The 16,885-nt window shown below is 60.7% G+C and carries 11 protein-coding genes; 9 read left to right on the top strand and 2 right to left on the bottom strand.

Going from position 1 to position 16,885, the window contains the following annotated elements; all coding sequences use genetic code 11:
* From nirD to HMPREF9538_RS08165, 3 genes are all read left to right on the top strand, one after another.
* A partial coding sequence (gene nirD / locus HMPREF9538_RS08155) for a nitrite reductase small subunit NirD (RefSeq protein WP_009485731.1) occupies positions 1 to 1,503 on the top strand: 1,503 nt, incomplete at its 5' end.
* Positions 1,503 to 4,103, top strand: coding sequence for a nitrate reductase (locus HMPREF9538_RS08160; RefSeq protein ID WP_004175564.1), 2,601 nt, complete (start codon positions 1,503 to 1,505; stop codon positions 4,101 to 4,103). The genes nirD and HMPREF9538_RS08160, both read left to right, overlap by 1 nt.
* A gap of 151 nt (positions 4,104 to 4,254) precedes the next feature.
* Positions 4,255 to 5,637: a YchO/YchP family invasin gene (locus HMPREF9538_RS08165; protein WP_002910201.1), complete on the top strand. Its 1,383-nt coding sequence runs from the start codon at positions 4,255 to 4,257 to the stop codon at positions 5,635 to 5,637.
* Here the strand turns inward: HMPREF9538_RS08165 and narL are convergent.
* Both narL and narX read right to left on the bottom strand, forming a co-directional pair.
* Positions 5,634 to 6,284, bottom strand: coding sequence for a two-component system response regulator NarL (gene narL / locus HMPREF9538_RS08170; protein WP_002910198.1), 651 nt, complete (start codon positions 6,282 to 6,284; stop codon positions 5,634 to 5,636). The two genes, HMPREF9538_RS08165 and narL, sit on opposite strands and share 4 nt — an antisense overlap.
* 10 nt (positions 6,285 to 6,294) lie before the next feature.
* Positions 6,295 to 8,073, bottom strand: a complete 1,779-nt coding sequence (gene narX / locus HMPREF9538_RS08175; RefSeq protein ID WP_004175566.1) for a nitrate/nitrite two-component system sensor histidine kinase NarX — start codon at positions 8,071 to 8,073, stop codon at positions 6,295 to 6,297.
* 311 nt (positions 8,074 to 8,384) lie between these two features.
* Between narX and HMPREF9538_RS08180 the strand changes: the two genes are divergently transcribed.
* From HMPREF9538_RS08180 to narI, 6 genes are all read left to right on the top strand, one after another.
* Positions 8,385 to 9,773, top strand: coding sequence for a NarK family nitrate/nitrite MFS transporter (locus HMPREF9538_RS08180; RefSeq protein WP_032457194.1), 1,389 nt, complete (start codon positions 8,385 to 8,387; stop codon positions 9,771 to 9,773).
* Between the two features lie 125 nt (positions 9,774 to 9,898).
* A complete protein-coding gene (locus HMPREF9538_RS32395; RefSeq protein WP_004218943.1) occupies positions 9,899 to 10,012 on the top strand; it encodes a hypothetical protein in 114 nt (37 codons plus the stop codon).
* A 166-nt stretch (positions 10,013 to 10,178) separates the two neighbouring features.
* Positions 10,179 to 13,922: a nitrate reductase subunit alpha gene (locus HMPREF9538_RS08185; protein ID WP_004180382.1), complete on the top strand. Its 3,744-nt coding sequence runs from the start codon at positions 10,179 to 10,181 to the stop codon at positions 13,920 to 13,922.
* Positions 13,919 to 15,454 carry a nitrate reductase subunit beta gene (gene narH, locus HMPREF9538_RS08190; protein WP_002910193.1) on the top strand — a complete coding sequence of 512 codons (1,536 nt, stop codon included), beginning with the start codon at positions 13,919 to 13,921 and terminating at the stop codon, positions 15,452 to 15,454. The genes HMPREF9538_RS08185 and narH overlap by 4 nt, the downstream gene beginning before the upstream one ends.
* Positions 15,451 to 16,161 (top strand): nitrate reductase molybdenum cofactor assembly chaperone, encoded by a 711-nt coding sequence (narJ, locus tag HMPREF9538_RS08195; protein WP_009485725.1) that lies wholly within the window; start codon positions 15,451 to 15,453, stop codon positions 16,159 to 16,161. Before narH ends, narJ begins: the two co-directional genes overlap by 4 nt.
* On the top strand, positions 16,161 to 16,838 hold the full coding sequence (gene narI / locus HMPREF9538_RS08200) for a respiratory nitrate reductase subunit gamma (RefSeq protein ID WP_002910189.1): 678 nt from the start codon (positions 16,161 to 16,163) through the stop codon (positions 16,836 to 16,838). The genes narJ and narI overlap by 1 nt, the downstream gene beginning before the upstream one ends.
* The last annotated feature ends 47 nt before the right edge of the window (positions 16,839 to 16,885 follow it).

The following is a 16,885-nucleotide window of genomic DNA, read 5'->3' as shown; positions in this document are numbered from 1 at the left end:
GGCGGCGGCAGCGCGCTGGTGAAACAGGTGATGGAGTATCAGCTGGCGGAGCAGGGCGTCGAAGTGAAAAAAGACGTCTGCGAACATTTCCCGTGGTCGCGCCAGGAGATCTACCATCTGGTACGGGTTAACCATATCCATACCTTCGAGCAGTTGATTAGTCGCTACGGCCAGGGGCACGGCTGCGATGTCTGCAAACCGCTGGTGGCCTCGGTGCTGGCCTCCTGCTGGAACGAGTACCTGCTGAAGCCGGCGCACCTGCCGCTGCAGGATACCAACGACCGCTATTTCGCCAATATCCAGAAGGACGGGAGCTATTCGGTGGTGCCGCGGATGGCGGCAGGGGAAGTGACGCCGGACGGACTGATCGCCATCGGGCAGATCGCCAAACGTTACCAGCTCTACAGCAAAGTGACCGGCGGCCAGCGCATCGACCTGTTTGGCGCGCGGCTGGAACAGCTGCCGGCTATCTGGCGCGAGCTGGCCGACGCCGGGTTTGAAACCGGCCACGCCTACGGCAAGTCGCTGCGCACGGTGAAATCCTGCGTCGGCTCAACCTGGTGTCGCTACGGCGTGCAGGACTCCACCGGGCTCGCGGTACGGCTCGAGCATCGCTACAAAGGGCTACGCGCCCCGCACAAAATCAAGATGGCGGTCTCCGGCTGCACCCGCGAATGCGCTGAAGCCCAGGGGAAAGATATCGGGGTGATTGCCACCGACAAAGGCTGGAATCTGTACGTCTGCGGCAACGGCGGGATGAAACCGCGTCACGCCGACCTGTTTGCCAGTGATCTCGACGAAGCGACGCTGATCCGCAGCATCGATCGTCTGCTGATGTTCTATATCCGTACCGCCGATCGCCTGCAGCGAACCAGCACCTGGATGGATAACCTGGAGGGCGGCGTCGCCTATCTGCGGCAGGTGGTGCTGGAGGATAGTCTTGGCATTGGCGAGGAGCTGGAGCAGGAGATGGCCCGGATCGTCGACAGCTACCAGTGCGAGTGGCAGACCACCCTCAACGATCCGCAGCGTCTGGCGCTGTTCCGCTCCTTCGTTAATAGCGACCAGCCCGACGAGGCTGTGCAGCGCCGCGATCTGCGCGGTCAGCCGCAGCCGCTGCTGACTGAGACGTTGCCCGAAGGCGAACTCCCATCCCGACCGTGGCAGGCGGTATGCGACCTTGACGCCATTCCGGCGCAGGCGGGGATCGGCGCCCGCTTAGGGGAGCGGCAGATTGCCCTGTTCCGCTTCGGCGAGCGGGTCTACGCCCTCGACAACCGCGAGCCGGGCAGCGCGGCCAACGTGCTGTCGCGTGGGCTGTTAGGGGACGTCGGCGGCGAGCCGGTGGTGATCTCCCCGCTGTACAAACAGCGGATACGCCTGCGCGACGGCTGGCCGTGCGACGGCGACGAACAGGCGGTACGCGCCTGGCCGGTGAAAGTAGAAAACGGCAAAGTGTGGGTGGGCAACCAGCAGCTGCTGGCCCGCGCGGAGGCCTCCTGATGAAGACCATCCGAACGACCTGCCCCTACTGCGGCGTAGGCTGCGGGGTGTTGGCGAGCGTGGACGACGCGGGGCAGGTGAGCGTGCGCGGCGACGATCAGCACCCGGCGAACCTCGGCCGTCTGTGCGTCAAAGGGGCCGCCTTAGGGGAGACCACGGGCCTGGCGGGGCGGCTGCTGACGCCGGAGGTCGACGGCCAGCAGGTAGCCTGGCCTCAGGCGCTGGCGGAAACCGCTGCGCGCCTGCGACAGATCATCGACCAGCACGGACCGCAAGCGGTGGCCTTTTACGCCTCCGGCCAGCTGTTAACCGAGGATTACTATGCCGCCAATAAGCTGATGAAAGGGTTTATCGGCGCGGCGAACATCGATACCAATTCACGGCTGTGCATGTCGTCAGCGGTCACTGGCTACAAGCGGGCCTTTGGCGCCGACGTGGTGCCCTGCAGCTACGATGATGTGGAAAACAGCGATCTGGTGGTGCTGGTCGGCTCGAACGCCGCCTGGGCGCATCCGGTGCTGTTCCAGCGGCTGGCGCAGGCGAAGCGGGATAATCCCCGATTGCGGATCGTGGCGATCGACCCCCGACGCACCGCTACCTGCGAGATCGCCGACCGCCATCTGGCGCTGGCCCCGGGAAGCGACGGCGGGTTGTTTGCGGGGCTGCTTAACGCCCTGGCTGAGGCAGGAGCCTGCGTCGATGGCTTTCGCGACGGCCCGCAGGCGCTGGCCGCCGCCCGCGGCTGGGACGTGGCGAGGGTGGCGGCCTTTTGCGGTCTGCCTGCCGATGAGGTGGCGGGATTCTATCGCGAGTTCATCGCCGCCCCGCGGGCGATCACCCTCTACACCATGGGAATCAATCAATCCGCCAGCGGCAGCGACAAATGTAACGCCATCATCAACGTCCATCTGGCCAGCGGGAAGTATGGCCGCCGCGGCTGCGGCCCCTTTTCGCTGACCGGTCAACCCAACGCCATGGGCGGCCGCGAAGTCGGCGGGCTGGCGACGATGCTGGCGGCGCACATGGATTTTGTGCCAGACGATCTGCAGCGGCTGGCCCGCTTCTGGGGGACGGAACGGCTGGCGCAGACCCCCGGGCTGACCGCCGTGGAGCTGTTTGCCGCCATTGGCCGCGGCGAGGTCAAAGCGGTCTGGATCATGGGTACCAACCCGGTGGTGTCGCTCCCTGACAGCCACGCGGTGAGCCAGGCGCTGGCCGCCTGTCCGCTGGTGATCGTCTCGGATGTCGCCGCCCAGACCGATACCGGACGTTTCGCCCACATCCGCTTTCCGGCGCTGGCCTGGGGCGAGAAGAATGGCACGGTCACCAACTCGGAGCGGCGGATCTCCCGTCAGCGCAGCTTTCTGCCGCCGCCGGGGGAGGCGAAAGCGGACTGGTGGATCATCGCCAGAGTGGGCCAGGCTCTGGGGTATCGCGAGGCGTTTGCCTGGCAGCATCCGCATGACGTCTTCCGCGAGCATGCGGCGCTGTCCGGTTTCGAAAACGACGGCCAGCGGGCGTTTGATATCGGCGCGCTGGCTGATCTCAGCCGTGAGGCGTGGGACGCCATGCCGCCGGTGCGCTGGCCGGTCAGCCGCAGCGAGGCCGCCTGGGATATCACGCGCGGCTGGCATGGCGATGGCAGGCTGCGGATGGTGCCGGTGACGCCTCAACCGACCCGGGCGACAACCGATGCCTTTTATCCGCTGATCCTCAACAGCGGGCGGATCCGCGATCAGTGGCACACCATGACCCGTACCGGCGCGGTGCCGCGGCTGATGCAGCATATCGCGGAGCCAATGGTGGAGGTGGCGCCGCAGGATGCCGTTCGCTATCAGCTTCCCGCTGACGGGCTGGCGCGGATCTGGTCGCGTCATGGGGTGATGGTGGCGAAAGTGGCGATCAGCGAAGGGCAGCGCCCCGGCTCGCTGTTTGTTCCGATGCACTGGAACAACCAGTTTGCCCGTCAGGGGCGGGTGAATAACCTGCTGGCCGCCGTCACGGACCCGTATTCCGGCCAGCCGGAAAGTAAACAGGCGGCGGTGGCGATCGCCGCCTGGCAACCGGCCTGGCACAGCGAGCTTTTTTGCCGCGAACCGCTACCATTTCCTGCGGCCTGGCATTGGCGGCGGCGGGCGGCGCCAGGCGTGCTGCACTACTCGCTGGCCGGGGAGGCATCTGCCCGACAGTGGCTCAGCGCGTGGTGCGCCCGGCGCGGCTGGCAGTTACAGGTGGCTGACGGCGGCGCGGTGTGGAACCTGCTGGCCTGGCATCAGGGAAGGCTGATGCTCGGCTGGTGGAGCGATGCGCGCGAGCCGGCGGTGGATTGCGCATGGATAAGCGCTGCCTTTGCCGCGCCGCCGTCCGATGCTGTCCAACGACATGCCTTGCTTAGCGGCCGACCGGGCGCCGCCGTCGCGCCGCGGGGGCGGATCGTCTGCAGCTGCTTTGGGGTGGGGGAATGGTCAATTAACGAGGCCATCGCCAGCGGCTGCGCCAGCGTCGGGGCGCTGGGTGGGAAGCTGAAATGCGGGACCAACTGCGGCTCTTGCGTGCCGGAGCTCAACGCGCTGCTGGCGGCGCAACGAACCCGGGCGTAACGGTGGCGCGCAGCGACGCCTCCGGTTGGGAGGCACCTTACCCAACCGGTTTCAGCTTATTCCTGGAATTGCCCACAGGGCTGCGGGAGCAGGGAAAAAACGATAAACTAACACTTCTATCCATTTTTGTGAGCTTGCGCAAACTCTGTTAATGCCTGTGTCGTTCCGTTTGTTGCCAACGTTGACCTTTCTCCTGCTGTTGCCGGGCGTTCCCGTCTGGGCGCTGACCGCCAGCGACACCACCCGCCCTGCGCAAGCGCAAGATCCGCTGCCCGATATGGGGATTGCTCCCCAGGTTGATGACGACGCCCGGCACTTTGCCGAAGTGGCGAAGAAGTTTGGCGAGGCCAGCATGAGCGACAATGGTCTGACGGCGGGTGAACAGGCGCAGCTGTTTGCCATCAGTAAAATCGGCAATGAAGTGAGTCATCAACTGGAGAGTTGGCTCTCGCCGTGGGGCAACGCCAATGTCGACCTGCTGGTCGATAAAGAGGGGAAATTCACCGGCAGTAAAGGGAGCTGGTTCGTGCCGTTGCAGGATAACGACCGTTATCTGACGTGGAACCAGTACTCGGTGACCCGGCGCGAGCACGATCTGGTGGGCAACATCGGGCTTGGCCAGCGTTGGCGGGTCGGCGGTTGGCTGCTGGGCTATAACTCGTTTTACGATAAAGTGCTGAGCGAAAGCCTGGCGCGCGGCAGCGTTGGCGCCGAAGCGTGGGGAGAATATCTCCGCCTGTCGGCAAACTATTACCATCCGCTGGGCGACTGGCAGCTACGCGATAATCAGACTCAGGAGCAGCGGATGGCCGCAGGGTATGACGTCACCGCCCAGGCGCGGCTGCCGTTCTACCAGCACATCAACACCAGCGTCAGCGTCGAACAGTATTTCGGCGATAGCGTCGATCTGTTTCACTCCGGCACCGGCTACCATAATCCGGTGGCCGTCTCCGTTGGGCTCAATTACACCCCGGTCCCGCTGGTCACGGTGACCGCTAAGCATAAGCAGGGGGAAAATGGCGTCAGCCAGAACAATGTGGGCCTGAAGCTAAACTACCGCTTTGGCGTACCCCTTAAGCAGCAGCTTGCGGCAGACGAGGTGGCGATCAGCAACTCGCTGCGCGGGAGCCGCTTCGATAGTCCGGAGCGGGATAATCTGCCGGTGGTGGAGTATCGTCAGCGCAAAAATCTGACGGTCTATCTGGCCACGCCGCCCTGGGATCTGCAGTCCGGGGAGACGGTGCAGTTGAAGCTGCAGATCCATAGTCTGCATGGCATCAAGGCGCTGCACTGGCAGGGAGACACCCAGGCCCTCAGCCTGACGCCGCCGGTAGATGCCAGCAGCCCCGATGGCTGGAGCATCATTATGCCGGTGTGGAACAGTGAACCGGGCGCCGCGAACCGCTGGCGCCTGTCGGTGGTGGTGGAGGATAAACAGGGGCAGCGCGTCTCCTCCAATGAGATCGCCCTGGCGCTGACCGAGCCGCTGGTCAAGTTTACCACGCCAGGCGTCTCCTGGACGGACTCGCCTTAGAAGATTCGCTCCTGGTGGACCCATACCGCCGCTTCCACGCGGGATTTGAGCTTCATTTTCTTCAGCATGTGCTTTACGTGTACTTTGACGGTGCTTTCGGTGATATCCAGGCGACGGGCGATCATTTTGTTCGGCAGTCCCTGGGCTATCAGCTTGAGAATGTCGCGCTCGCGCGGGGTCAGCTGGCTGATGTCCCGATCGGAGGTGGCGCGGTTGGCGCGCAGGCTGGCGGCCAGCACCGGCGTTAATGCTTCGCTTAATACCATCTCTCCGGCGGCCGCCTGCTGCAGCGCTTTCAGCAGATCTTCCGGTTCCATGTCCTTCAACAAATAGCCATCGGCGCCGCGCTTCAGGGCGGTGACAACGTCCTCTTCATGGTTGGAGACGCTGAAGACCACTACCCGGCCAGAAAGGGATTTCTCACGCAGCTTATCCAGCGTCTCCAGACCGTTCATGCCCGGCATATTAAGGTCCAGCAGGATCAGGTCAGGATCCAGCGACTCGGCCAGCTCGATACCTTGCGCGCCATTGCTGGCCTCGCCAATCACCTGGATGTCCGGCGCCATGCTGATCAACTGTTTCACGCCGGTGCGCAGCATCGGATGGTCGTCAATGAGAAGGATAGTTGCCCGTTCCTGTTGACTCATGAGGGTCTCCTTATTGGATGGAAAACGTTTTTTCCGGGATAAACGTGACGATCACTTCGGTTCCACCGGTTTCCCGGCGTCGTACCTGACAGTCACCGCGCAAGCTCTGGGCGCGATCCCGCATAATAATTAAACCGTAATGGTTACTCCGTTCGGCGTGGTCCGGTACGCCGCGGCCGTTATCCGCTACCACCAGACGAACCTGATTATCGCGTTGTGACACCGTCACGGTTACTTCGGTTGCGCTGGCATGCTTCAGAGCGTTGCTCAACGCTTCGCGAGCGATCTGCAGCAGGTGGATCGCCTGATGCGAGGGCACAAAGCGCGGCGGGAGCTGGTAATCAAGCTGCACCGTAAAGCCGAAGTGGGCGCTGTACTCCTGACAGCTGGCCTCCAGCGCCGGGCGCAGCCCCGGCTCGGTCAACTGCAGGCGGAAGGTGGTTAACAGCTCCCGCAGCTGGGCCCACGAGGTATTCAGTTCGTTACGGATCTGCCCCAGCAGCTGGCGGCTTTCCGTCGGCAAGGCGTCGCCTTGCATCTGCAGACAGCTAACCTGCATCTTCATACAGGATAGCGACTGGGCGATGGAGTCGTGCAGCTCGCGGGCGATAGTGGCCCGTTCTTCCATGACGATCAGCTGCTGCTGCTTCTCCTGATGGCGGTCCAGCGCCAGGGTGCTGGTCAGCTGTTCCACCAGGGTATCCACCAGCTGCTGCTGATCGTGGCTGAGATGGCGGCCAACCGGCAACGTCGCCAGCAGGATGCCGTACTGACTATGCGCATCTGACAGCCGCCACTTCAGCGTTGTTCCGCCATCCGGCAGCGGCGGCAGATTGCGTGGACAGAGGTAGCAGCCTTTATCATCACAGTCATCATCCGAGTGGCAGGTAAACTCCTGGTGATTATCTTCGTCTTCCAGGTCGTAAACCCGTACCTCGATATCGCGCAGCAGCGTCAGACCCTGCAGGCCATTCAGTACCGGCGAAATACGTTCGCAGAGCGGCGCGCTGGAGTGCAGCCGGCGGTTGGCCTGCCATAAGAAAGCGAGGATCTCGTTCTTCTGCTCCAGTCCGGCAGTCTTCTCCTGCACCCGCCGCTCGAGCACGGCATAGCTTTCCGCCAGCTCTTCCGACATGTTATTCAGCGCCATGCCCAGGGTCGCCATTTCGTTGCGGCCGCTGATGTGCGCCCGCTGGGTGAAATCACGCTGGCTCACCGCGCGCGCCATGCTCAGCAGCTGTTTCCACGGCCGCAGCAGGCGGGCGCGTAGCCAGATGATAGTGAAGATCAGCAGCAGCGCCATACCAATGGCGAGGATGCGATGGATCCAGACCACCCGTTCGATACGCTGCTCGGTGGTGTGGTCGAATGCGGTGACCAACTGGTCGATACGATCGACAAAGTCGGCGACATCCTGGGCCACTTCCGCCTGATTGACTGCGCGCTGCATCCCGGGGGCCAGCGCCAGCTGCCAGTACTGCTGCAGGGCTTTAAGCTGGATTTCCTGGCCGTCGCGGCGGGCGGAATTTTGCAGCTCCGGGCTGAAGACGGTGGCGGTCATGTCCGCCACCAGTTTTTGATCGTTTTCATTCAGCGGGATCGCCGCCAGCAGCCGGTAGCTTTGCATACGCAATGAACCGGCCTTGTTAATGGCGTGCGCGCTGCCCTGCACGCCGTTCACCAGGCGCGCGGAGATCGCCATGCCGGCGACGCCAATAATCGTGGCGAGCAGCACGATTAACGCCAGTTGATTGACCAGCGTCAGCGGGGTAAAAAGACGTTTTAACATGGAATGCGTGGCTCCTGACCGGTCATGTCTCCGGGAGTGGCGCTTATTCTCGACTATCCCCTGGAGTATACCCATACCCCCAAAGAGTTACTCCTTAATTGTCGGTGGTAGGCGATGTTAGGGGGGGGATTATACGCAACCCGGCAGCAGCGTGAAAAACCACACTTTTTTCCCCGCCATTCTCTACTCACTTGGAGGCATGGTTTATTTTTGCACAAATTAGCTCGCGCTTTTCCTTTGATTTATATCAACTTACCGCCCCGGGTAACCCCTAAGGTAGCGGCAGGAAATATGAATAATCAGAGGTATCTATGAGTCAATCTTCCCTCCCGGAGAAGGCTAACCGCTCGGTCATAACCGACTGGCGGCCTGAAGATCCTGAATTCTGGCAACAGCGCGGCCATCGTGTGGCAAGCCGCAATTTATGGATCTCCGTTCCCTGTCTGTTACTGGCGTTCTGCGTTTGGATGTTGTTCAGCGCGGTTGCCGTTAACCTCAACAAAGTAGGCTTTCAGTTTACAACCGATCAGCTGTTTATGCTGACCGCGCTGCCGGCGCTGTCAGGCGCCTTATTACGCGTGCCTTACGCCTTTATGGTGCCGCTGTTCGGCGGCCGTCGCTGGACGGCGTTCAGCACCGGGATCATGATTGTGCCATGCGTCTGGCTGGGCTTCGCGGTCCAGGATACCTCTACGCCGTTTAGCATCTTCGTGATTATCTCTCTGCTGTGCGGCTTCGCCGGAGCCAACTTTGCCTCCAGTATGGCCAACATCAGCTTCTTCTTCCCGAAAGCGAAGCAGGGCGGGGCGCTCGGCGTTAACGGCGGACTTGGCAATATGGGCGTCAGCGTGATGCAGCTGGTCGCGCCGCTGGTGGTCTCGATCTCTATCTTTGCCGTTTTTGGCGGTAACGGTAGCGAGCAACCGGACGGCTCGATGCTGTATCTGGAAAACGCCGCGTGGATCTGGGTACCTTTCCTGATTATTTTCACTCTGGCGGCGTGGTTCTTTATGAACGACCTGTCGGCTTCGAAAGCGTCGCTGAGCGAGCAGTTGCCGGTACTTAAGCGCCTGCATCTGTGGATTATGGCGCTGCTCTATCTCGCGACCTTCGGCTCCTTTATCGGCTTTTCCGCCGGGTTCGCGATGCTGTCAAAAACTCAGTTCCCGGATGTGCAGATCCTGCATTACGCCTTCTTCGGCCCGTTCATTGGCGCGCTGGCGCGTTCGATGGGCGGGGCGATCTCCGACCGCCTCGGTGGGACCCGCGTAACGCTGGTCAACTTTGTGATGATGGCTGTCTTCTGCGCGCTGCTGTTCCTGACCCTGCCGACCAACGGCCAGGGCGGTAACTTTATCGCCTTCTTCGCGGTGTTTATGGTGCTGTTCCTGACCGCCGGGCTGGGGAGCGCCTCCACCTTCCAGATGATCTCCGTGATCTTCCGTAAGCTGACTATGGACCGCGTGAAGGCCCAGGGCGGCAGCGAAGCGCAGGCGATGCGCGAGGCGGCGACCGATACCGCGGCGGCGCTGGGCTTTATCTCCGCCATTGGCGCTATCGGCGGCTTCTTTATTCCGAAAGCGTTCGGTATCTCGCTGGATCTGCCCGGCTCGCCGGCCGGGGCGATGAAAGTGTTCCTCGTGTTCTATATTGCCTGCGTGGTGATCACCTGGGCGGTATACGGTCGTAAGCGTCAGTAATCGGCCGCGGTAACGTTGGCGTATAAAAAGGCGCGCTCCCCACGGAGGCGCCTTTTTTAAACGCTTAATTAGTTACAACATACTATGGGAGAATATTGTCCGCATCGACCGCTGAGCCAGAACAGGTGGGCTTGCCAGTGAAATGGCTCTACCCCTTAATACCTCCGTTGTTAACAAATCCCGGTGAGGCGCCGCTTTTTGAGGTTAAAACCATTAAAAAACAACAAGTTAAAAAATAACATCTTATACCACCTTGGTGGTAATCGAGGTTTTGCTGCGAAGTAACAAGCCAGTTCGGATTGATCGCTATCAATTCTCGCCCTCTTTCATAGCGTTACCTTCGCTGCAAATCCAGCAATGTCGATTTATCAGAGAGCCGTCAGGCTCCATATCAGGAGAAACCCGATGAGTAAATTCCTGGACCGGTTTCGCTACTTCAAACAGAAGGGTGAAACCTTTGCCGATGGGCACGGCCAGCTTCTAAACACCAACCGGGACTGGGAGGATGGATACCGTCAACGTTGGCAGCATGACAAAATTGTGCGTTCCACTCACGGTGTCAACTGCACCGGCTCATGCAGCTGGAAGATTTATGTCAAAAACGGTCTGGTGACCTGGGAAACGCAGCAGACTGACTATCCGCGCACCCGCCCGGACCTGCCGAACCACGAACCACGCGGTTGCCCGCGCGGCGCCAGCTACTCCTGGTATCTGTACAGCGCTAACCGCCTGAAATACCCGCTGATGCGTAAACGCCTGATGAAGATGTGGCGGGAAGCGAAAGTTCAGCATAGCGATCCGGTTGAGGCATGGGCGTCGATTATCGAAGACGCCGACAAAGCTAAAAGCTTCAAACAGGCCCGCGGTCGCGGCGGTTTTGTACGTTCCTCCTGGCAGGAAGTGAATGAGCTGATTGCCGCCTCCAACGTTTATACCGTCAAAACCTACGGTCCGGACCGCGTGGCTGGTTTCTCGCCGATCCCGGCGATGTCGATGGTCTCCTACGCGTCCGGCGCCCGTTATCTGTCGCTGATCGGCGGCACCTGCCTGAGCTTCTACGACTGGTACTGCGACCTGCCGCCGGCTTCGCCGATGACCTGGGGCGAGCAGACCGATGTGCCGGAATCCGCCGACTGGTATAACTCCAGCTATATCATCGCCTGGGGCTCCAACGTGCCGCAGACCCGCACCCCGGATGCGCACTTCTTTACCGAAGTCCGCTATAAAGGGACCAAAACCGTAGCCATCACTCCGGACTACGCCGAAATCGCCAAACTCTGCGATCTGTGGCTGGCGCCGAAGCAGGGTACCGATGCCGCGATGGCGCTGGCGATGGGCCATGTGATGCTGCGTGAATTCCACCTCGATAAGCCGAGCCAGTATTTCACCGACTATGTGCGCCGCTATACCGACATGCCGATGCTGGTGATGCTCGAGGAGCGCGACGGTTATTATGCCGCCGGCCGTACGCTGCGCGCATCCGACCTCGTGGATTCCCTTGGTCAGGAGAACAATCCGGAATGGAAAACCGTCGCCTTTGACGAGAAGGGCGACATGACCGTACCGAACGGCTCCCTCGGATTCCGCTGGGGCGACAAAGGCAAATGGAACCTCGAACAGCGCGACGGTAAAACTGGCGAAGAGATTGAGCTACGTCTGAGCCTGCTGGGCAGCCATGATGAAGTGGCGAACGTCGGCTTCCCGTACTTCGGCGGCGAAGGTTCTGAGCACTTCAACAAAGTCGATCTGGAAAACATTCTGCTGCACAAACTGCCGGCCAAACGCCTGCAGCTGGCCGACGGCTCTACCGCCCTGGTCACCACCGTGTATGACCTGACCATGGCTAACTACGGCCTGGAGCGCGGTCTGAACGATGACAACTGCGCCGCCGGCTACGATGAAGTGAAAGCCTACACCCCGGCGTGGGCGGAGAAGATCACCGGCGTCTCCCGCGCGCATATCATCCGTACCGCCCGTGAATTTGCCGATAACGCCGATAAAACTCACGGTCGTTCGATGATTATCGTCGGGGCGGGCCTCAACCACTGGTTCCACCTCGACATGAACTACCGCGGCCTGATCAATATGCTGATCTTCTGCGGCTGCGTCGGTCAGAGCGGCGGCGGTTGGGCGCACTATGTGGGCCAGGAAAAACTGCGTCCGCAGACCGGCTGGCAGCCGCTGGCGTTCGCCCTTGACTGGCAGCGTCCGGCACGTCACATGAATAGTACCTCGTACTTCTATAACCACTCCAGCCAGTGGCGCTATGAAACGGTGACCGCGCAGGAACTGCTGTCGCCGATGGCGGATAAATCCCGTTACAGCGGCCACCTGATCGACTTTAACGTGCGCGCAGAGCGGATGGGCTGGCTGCCGTCGGCGCCGCAGCTTGGCGTCAACCCGCTCCGTATCGCTGACGAAGCGAAAAAAGCCGGCATGACCCCGGTGGATTACACCGTGAAGTCGCTGAAAGAGGGCTCGATTCGCTTTGCGGCCGAACAGCCGGAAAATGGCAAAAACCACCCGCGTAACCTGTTTATCTGGCGTTCCAACCTGCTGGGCTCCTCCGGTAAAGGCCATGAATACATGCTCAAGTACCTGCTGGGCACCGAGAACGGCATTCAGGGCAAAGACCTGGGCAAGCAGGGCGGCGTGAAGCCGGAAGAAGTCGAATGGCGGGATAACGGCCTCGACGGCAAACTGGATCTGGTGGTGACCCTCGATTTCCGTCTGTCGAGCACCTGTCTCTACTCCGACATCGTGCTGCCGACCGCCACCTGGTACGAAAAAGACGACATGAATACCTCGGATATGCATCCGTTTATTCACCCGCTGTCGGCCGCCGTTGATCCAGCCTGGGAATCGAAGAGCGACTGGGAGATCTATAAAGGTATCGCGAAGAAATTCTCTGAAGTGTGCGTGGGCCACCTCGGTAAAGAAACCGACGTGGTGACCCTGCCGATCCAGCATGACTCCGCCGCGGAAATGGCGCAGCCGCTGGATGTCAAAGACTGGAAAAAAGGCGAATGCGATCTCATCCCCGGGAAAACCGCGCCGCATATTATTCCGGTTGAGCGTGATTACCCGGCGACCTACGAGCGTTTCACCTCGATCGGCCCGCTGCTGGAAACCATCGGCAACGGCGGGAAAGGCATCGCCTGGAACACCCAGAGCGAGATGGATCTGCTGCGTAAGCTCAACTACACCAAGGCGGAAGGCCCGGCGAAAGGCCAGCCGAAGCTGGAAACGGCCATCGACGCCGCGGAAATGATCCTCACCCTGGCCCCGGAAACCAACGGTCAGGTGGCGGTGAAAGCGTGGCAAGCGCTGAGCGAGATCACCGGTCGCGAGCATACGCACCTCGCGCTGAACAAAGAAGACGAGAAGATCCGCTTCCGCGATATTCAGGCGCAGCCGCGGAAGATTATCTCCAGCCCGACCTGGTCTGGCCTGGAAGATGAGCATGTCTCCTATAACGCCGGTTACACCAACGTTCACGAGCTGATCCCGTGGCGCACGCTGACCGGACGTCAGTCGCTGTATCAGGATCACCAGTGGATGCGCGACTTCGGCGAAAGCCTGCTGGTCTATCGGCCGCCGATCGACACCCGTTCGGTGAAAGCGGTGATGGGCGAGAAGTCCAACGGCAACCCGGAGAAGGCGCTGAACTTCCTGACCCCGCACCAGAAATGGGGTATCCACTCGACCTACAGCGATAACCTGCTGATGCTGACCCTGTCGCGCGGTGGGCCGATTGTCTGGATGAGCGAAGCGGATGCGAAAGATCTGGGTATCGAAGATAACGACTGGATCGAAGTGTTCAACGCCAACGGCGCCCTGACGGCGCGTGCGGTGGTGAGTCAGCGCGTTCCAGCCGGGATGACCATGATGTATCACGCGCAGGAACGTATCGTGAACCTGCCGGGCTCTGAAATCACCGGTCAGCGCGGGGGGATCCATAACTCCGTCACCCGTATTACGCCGAAACCGACCCACATGATCGGCGGCTACGGCCACCTGGCCTATGGCTTTAACTACTACGGCACCGTCGGCTCCAACCGCGATGAGTTTGTGGTGGTACGTAAGATGAAGAACATTAACTGGTTAGACGGCGAAGGCAACGACCAGGTACAGGAGAGCGTAAAATGAAAATTCGTTCACAAGTCGGCATGGTGCTGAATCTCGATAAGTGCATCGGCTGCCACACCTGCTCGGTGACCTGTAAAAACGTCTGGACCAGCCGGGAAGGGATGGAATACGCCTGGTTCAACAACGTGGAAAGTAAGCCGGGCGTCGGTTTCCCGAACGACTGGGAAAACCAGGAAAAATGGAAGGGCGGCTGGATCCGCAAAATCAACGGTAAACTGCAGCCGCGCATGGGCAATCGCGCGATGCTGTTGGGAAAAATCTTCGCCAACCCGCATCTGCCGGGCATCGATGATTACTACGAGCCGTTTGATTATGACTACCAGAATCTGCATAACGCGCCGGAGAGCAAACATCAGCCGATCGCCCGTCCGCGCTCGCTGATCACCGGCCAGCGGATGGACAAGATCACCAGCGGTCCGAACTGGGAAGAAATCCTCGGCGGCGAGTTTGAAAAACGCGCCAAAGATCAGAACTTCGACAACATGCAGAAGGCGATGTACGGCCAGTTCGAAAACACCTTCATGATGTATCTGCCGCGCCTGTGCGAGCACTGCCTGAACCCGGCCTGCGTTGCGACCTGCCCGAGCGGCGCCATCTATAAGCGTGAAGAAGACGGCATCGTACTGATCGACCAGGACAAGTGCCGCGGCTGGCGGATGTGTATCACCGGCTGTCCGTACAAGAAGATCTATTTCAACTGGAAGAGCGGGAAATCCGAGAAATGCATCTTCTGCTACCCGCGTATTGAATCCGGGATGCCGACGGTGTGCTCCGAAACCTGCGTGGGCCGTATCCGCTATCTCGGCGTCCTGCTATACGACGCGGACGCGATTGAAAACGCCGCCAGCACCGAGAACGAGAAAGATCTGTATCAGCGTCAGCTGGACGTGTTCCTCGATCCCAACGATCCGAAAGTGATCGAGCAGGCGCTGAAAGATGGCGTACCGCAGGGGGTCATTGAAGCTGCGCAGCAGTCGCCGGTTTACAAAATGGCGATGGACTGGAAGCTGGCCCTGCCGCTGCACCCGGAATATCGCACCTTGCCAATGGTCTGGTACGTGCCGCCGCTGTCGCCGATTCAGTCCGCCGCCGATGCGGGTGAACTGGGTAGCAACGGGATCCTGCCGGACGTGGAAAGCCTGCGTATTCCGGTGCAATATCTGGCGAACCTGCTGACCGCGGGCGATACCCAGCCGGTACTGCTGGCGCTGAAACGAATGCTGGCGATGCGCCACTATAAGCGTGCGGAAACCGTTGACGGCGTCGTCGATACCCGCGCGCTGGAAGAGGTGGGGCTGAGCGAAGCGCAGGCCCAGGAAATGTATCGCTATCTGGCGATCGCCAACTACGAAGATCGTTTCGTGGTGCCGAGCAGCCATCGTGAACAGGCGCGAGAAGCGTTTCCGGAGAAAAACGGCTGCGGCTTTAGCTTTGGCGATGGCTGCCACGGCTCTGACAGTCAGTTCAACCTGTTCAACAGCCGTCGCATCGACGCCATCGACGTGACCAGCAAAACGGAGCCGCACGCATGATTGAACTCGTGATTGTATCGCGTCTGCTCGAATATCCTGACGCTGCCTTATGGCTGCATCAGCAGGAGATGTTCGAGGCGCTCGCGTCATCAGAGAAACTCAGCAAAGAGGATGCCCACGCGCTGGGCGTTTTCCTGCGCGATTTAGTGGCTCAGGATCCGCTGGACGCCCAGGCGGCCTATAGCGAACTGTTTGACCGCGGCCGGGCCACCTCGCTGCTGCTGTTTGAACATGTCCACGGCGAATCCCGCGATCGCGGGCAGGCGATGGTGGATCTCATGGCGCAGTACGAGCGCCACGGCCTGCTGCTGGATAGCCATGAGCTGCCGGATCATCTGCCGCTATATCTGGAGTATCTGGCGCAGCTGCCGGAAGAGGAAGCGCTTGGCGGCCTGCGGGACGTCGCGCCGATCCTCGGTCTGCTCAGCGCGCGCCTGCAGCAGCGCGAAAGTCGCTATGCGGTGCTGTTCGAGCTGTTGCTGAAGCTGGCCAATACGCAGGTCGACAGCCAGAAGGTGGCGGAGAAGATTGCCGACGAAGCGCGCGACGATACGCCGCAGGCGCTGGACGCCGTCTGGGAAGAAGAACAGGTCAAATTCTTTGCCGACCAGGGCTGCGGCGAGTCGGAAATTTCCGCTCACCAGCGTCGTTTTGCCGGAGCCGTGGCCCCGCAATATCTGAATATCTCTAACGGAGGACAGCAATAATGCACTTCCTGAATATGTTCTTCTTTGACATTTATCCGTACATTGCGGGTTCGGTGTTCCTGATTGGCAGCTGGTTGCGCTATGACTATGGCCAGTACACCTGGCGCGCCGCCTCCAGCCAGATGCTGGACCGTAAGGGGATGAACCTGGCGTCGAACCTGTTCCATATCGGCATCCTGGGTATTTTCGCCGGCCACTTCCTCGGCATGCTGACCCCGCACTGGATGTATGAGTCCTTCCTGCCGATCGACGTCAAGCAGAAGATGGCGATGATCGCCGGCGGCGCCTGCGGCGTGATGACCCTGGTGGGCGGGTTACTGCTGCTCAAGCGTCGTCTGCTCAGCCCGCGCGTTCGCGCCACCACCACCGGAGCGGATATTCTAATCCTCTCGTTGCTGATGGTGCAGTGTGCGCTCGGCCTGCTGACGATCCCGTTCTCCGCTCAGCATATGGACGGCAGTGAAATGATGAAACTGGTCGGCTGGGCGCAGTCGGTGGTGACGTTCCACGGCGGCGCGTCACAGCATCTGGATGGCGTGGCGTTTATTTTCCGCGTTCACCTGGTGCTGGGCATGACCCTGTTCCTGCTGTTCCCGTTCTCCCGTCTGGTTCATATCTGGAGCGCGCCGGTCGAATACCTGACGCGCAAATACCAGATTGTCCGCGCCCGTCGCTAACTGGCCCGCGACTGCTCACTGACCCCGCCGCGGCGGGGGGTTTTTTT

It is taken from the genome of Klebsiella sp. MS 92-3, from assembly GCF_000195655.1.
Taxonomy (GTDB): Bacteria; Pseudomonadota; Gammaproteobacteria; order Enterobacterales; family Enterobacteriaceae; genus Klebsiella; species Klebsiella pneumoniae.
Note: the sequence above shows the minus strand (reverse complement) of the source record. Positions and strands in the feature narration are given on the sequence as shown.

Coding starts and splice junctions, on each gene's coding strand:
- HMPREF9538_RS08160 (WP_004175564.1), top strand. CDS start 1,503: ATGAAGACCATCCGAACGACCTGCCCCTACTGCGGCGTAGGCTGCGGG.
- narH (WP_002910193.1), top strand. CDS start 13,919: ATGAAAATTCGTTCACAAGTCGGCATGGTGCTGAATCTCGATAAGTGC.
- narI (WP_002910189.1), top strand. CDS start 16,161: ATGCACTTCCTGAATATGTTCTTCTTTGACATTTATCCGTACATTGCG.
- narJ (WP_009485725.1), top strand. CDS start 15,451: ATGATTGAACTCGTGATTGTATCGCGTCTGCTCGAATATCCTGACGCT.
- HMPREF9538_RS08180 (WP_032457194.1), top strand. CDS start 8,385: ATGAGTCAATCTTCCCTCCCGGAGAAGGCTAACCGCTCGGTCATAACC.
- HMPREF9538_RS08165 (WP_002910201.1), top strand. CDS start 4,255: ATGCCTGTGTCGTTCCGTTTGTTGCCAACGTTGACCTTTCTCCTGCTG.
- HMPREF9538_RS08185 (WP_004180382.1), top strand. CDS start 10,179: ATGAGTAAATTCCTGGACCGGTTTCGCTACTTCAAACAGAAGGGTGAA.
- narX (WP_004175566.1), bottom strand. CDS start 8,073: ATGTTAAAACGTCTTTTTACCCCGCTGACGCTGGTCAATCAACTGGCG.
- narL (WP_002910198.1), bottom strand. CDS start 6,284: ATGAGTCAACAGGAACGGGCAACTATCCTTCTCATTGACGACCATCCG.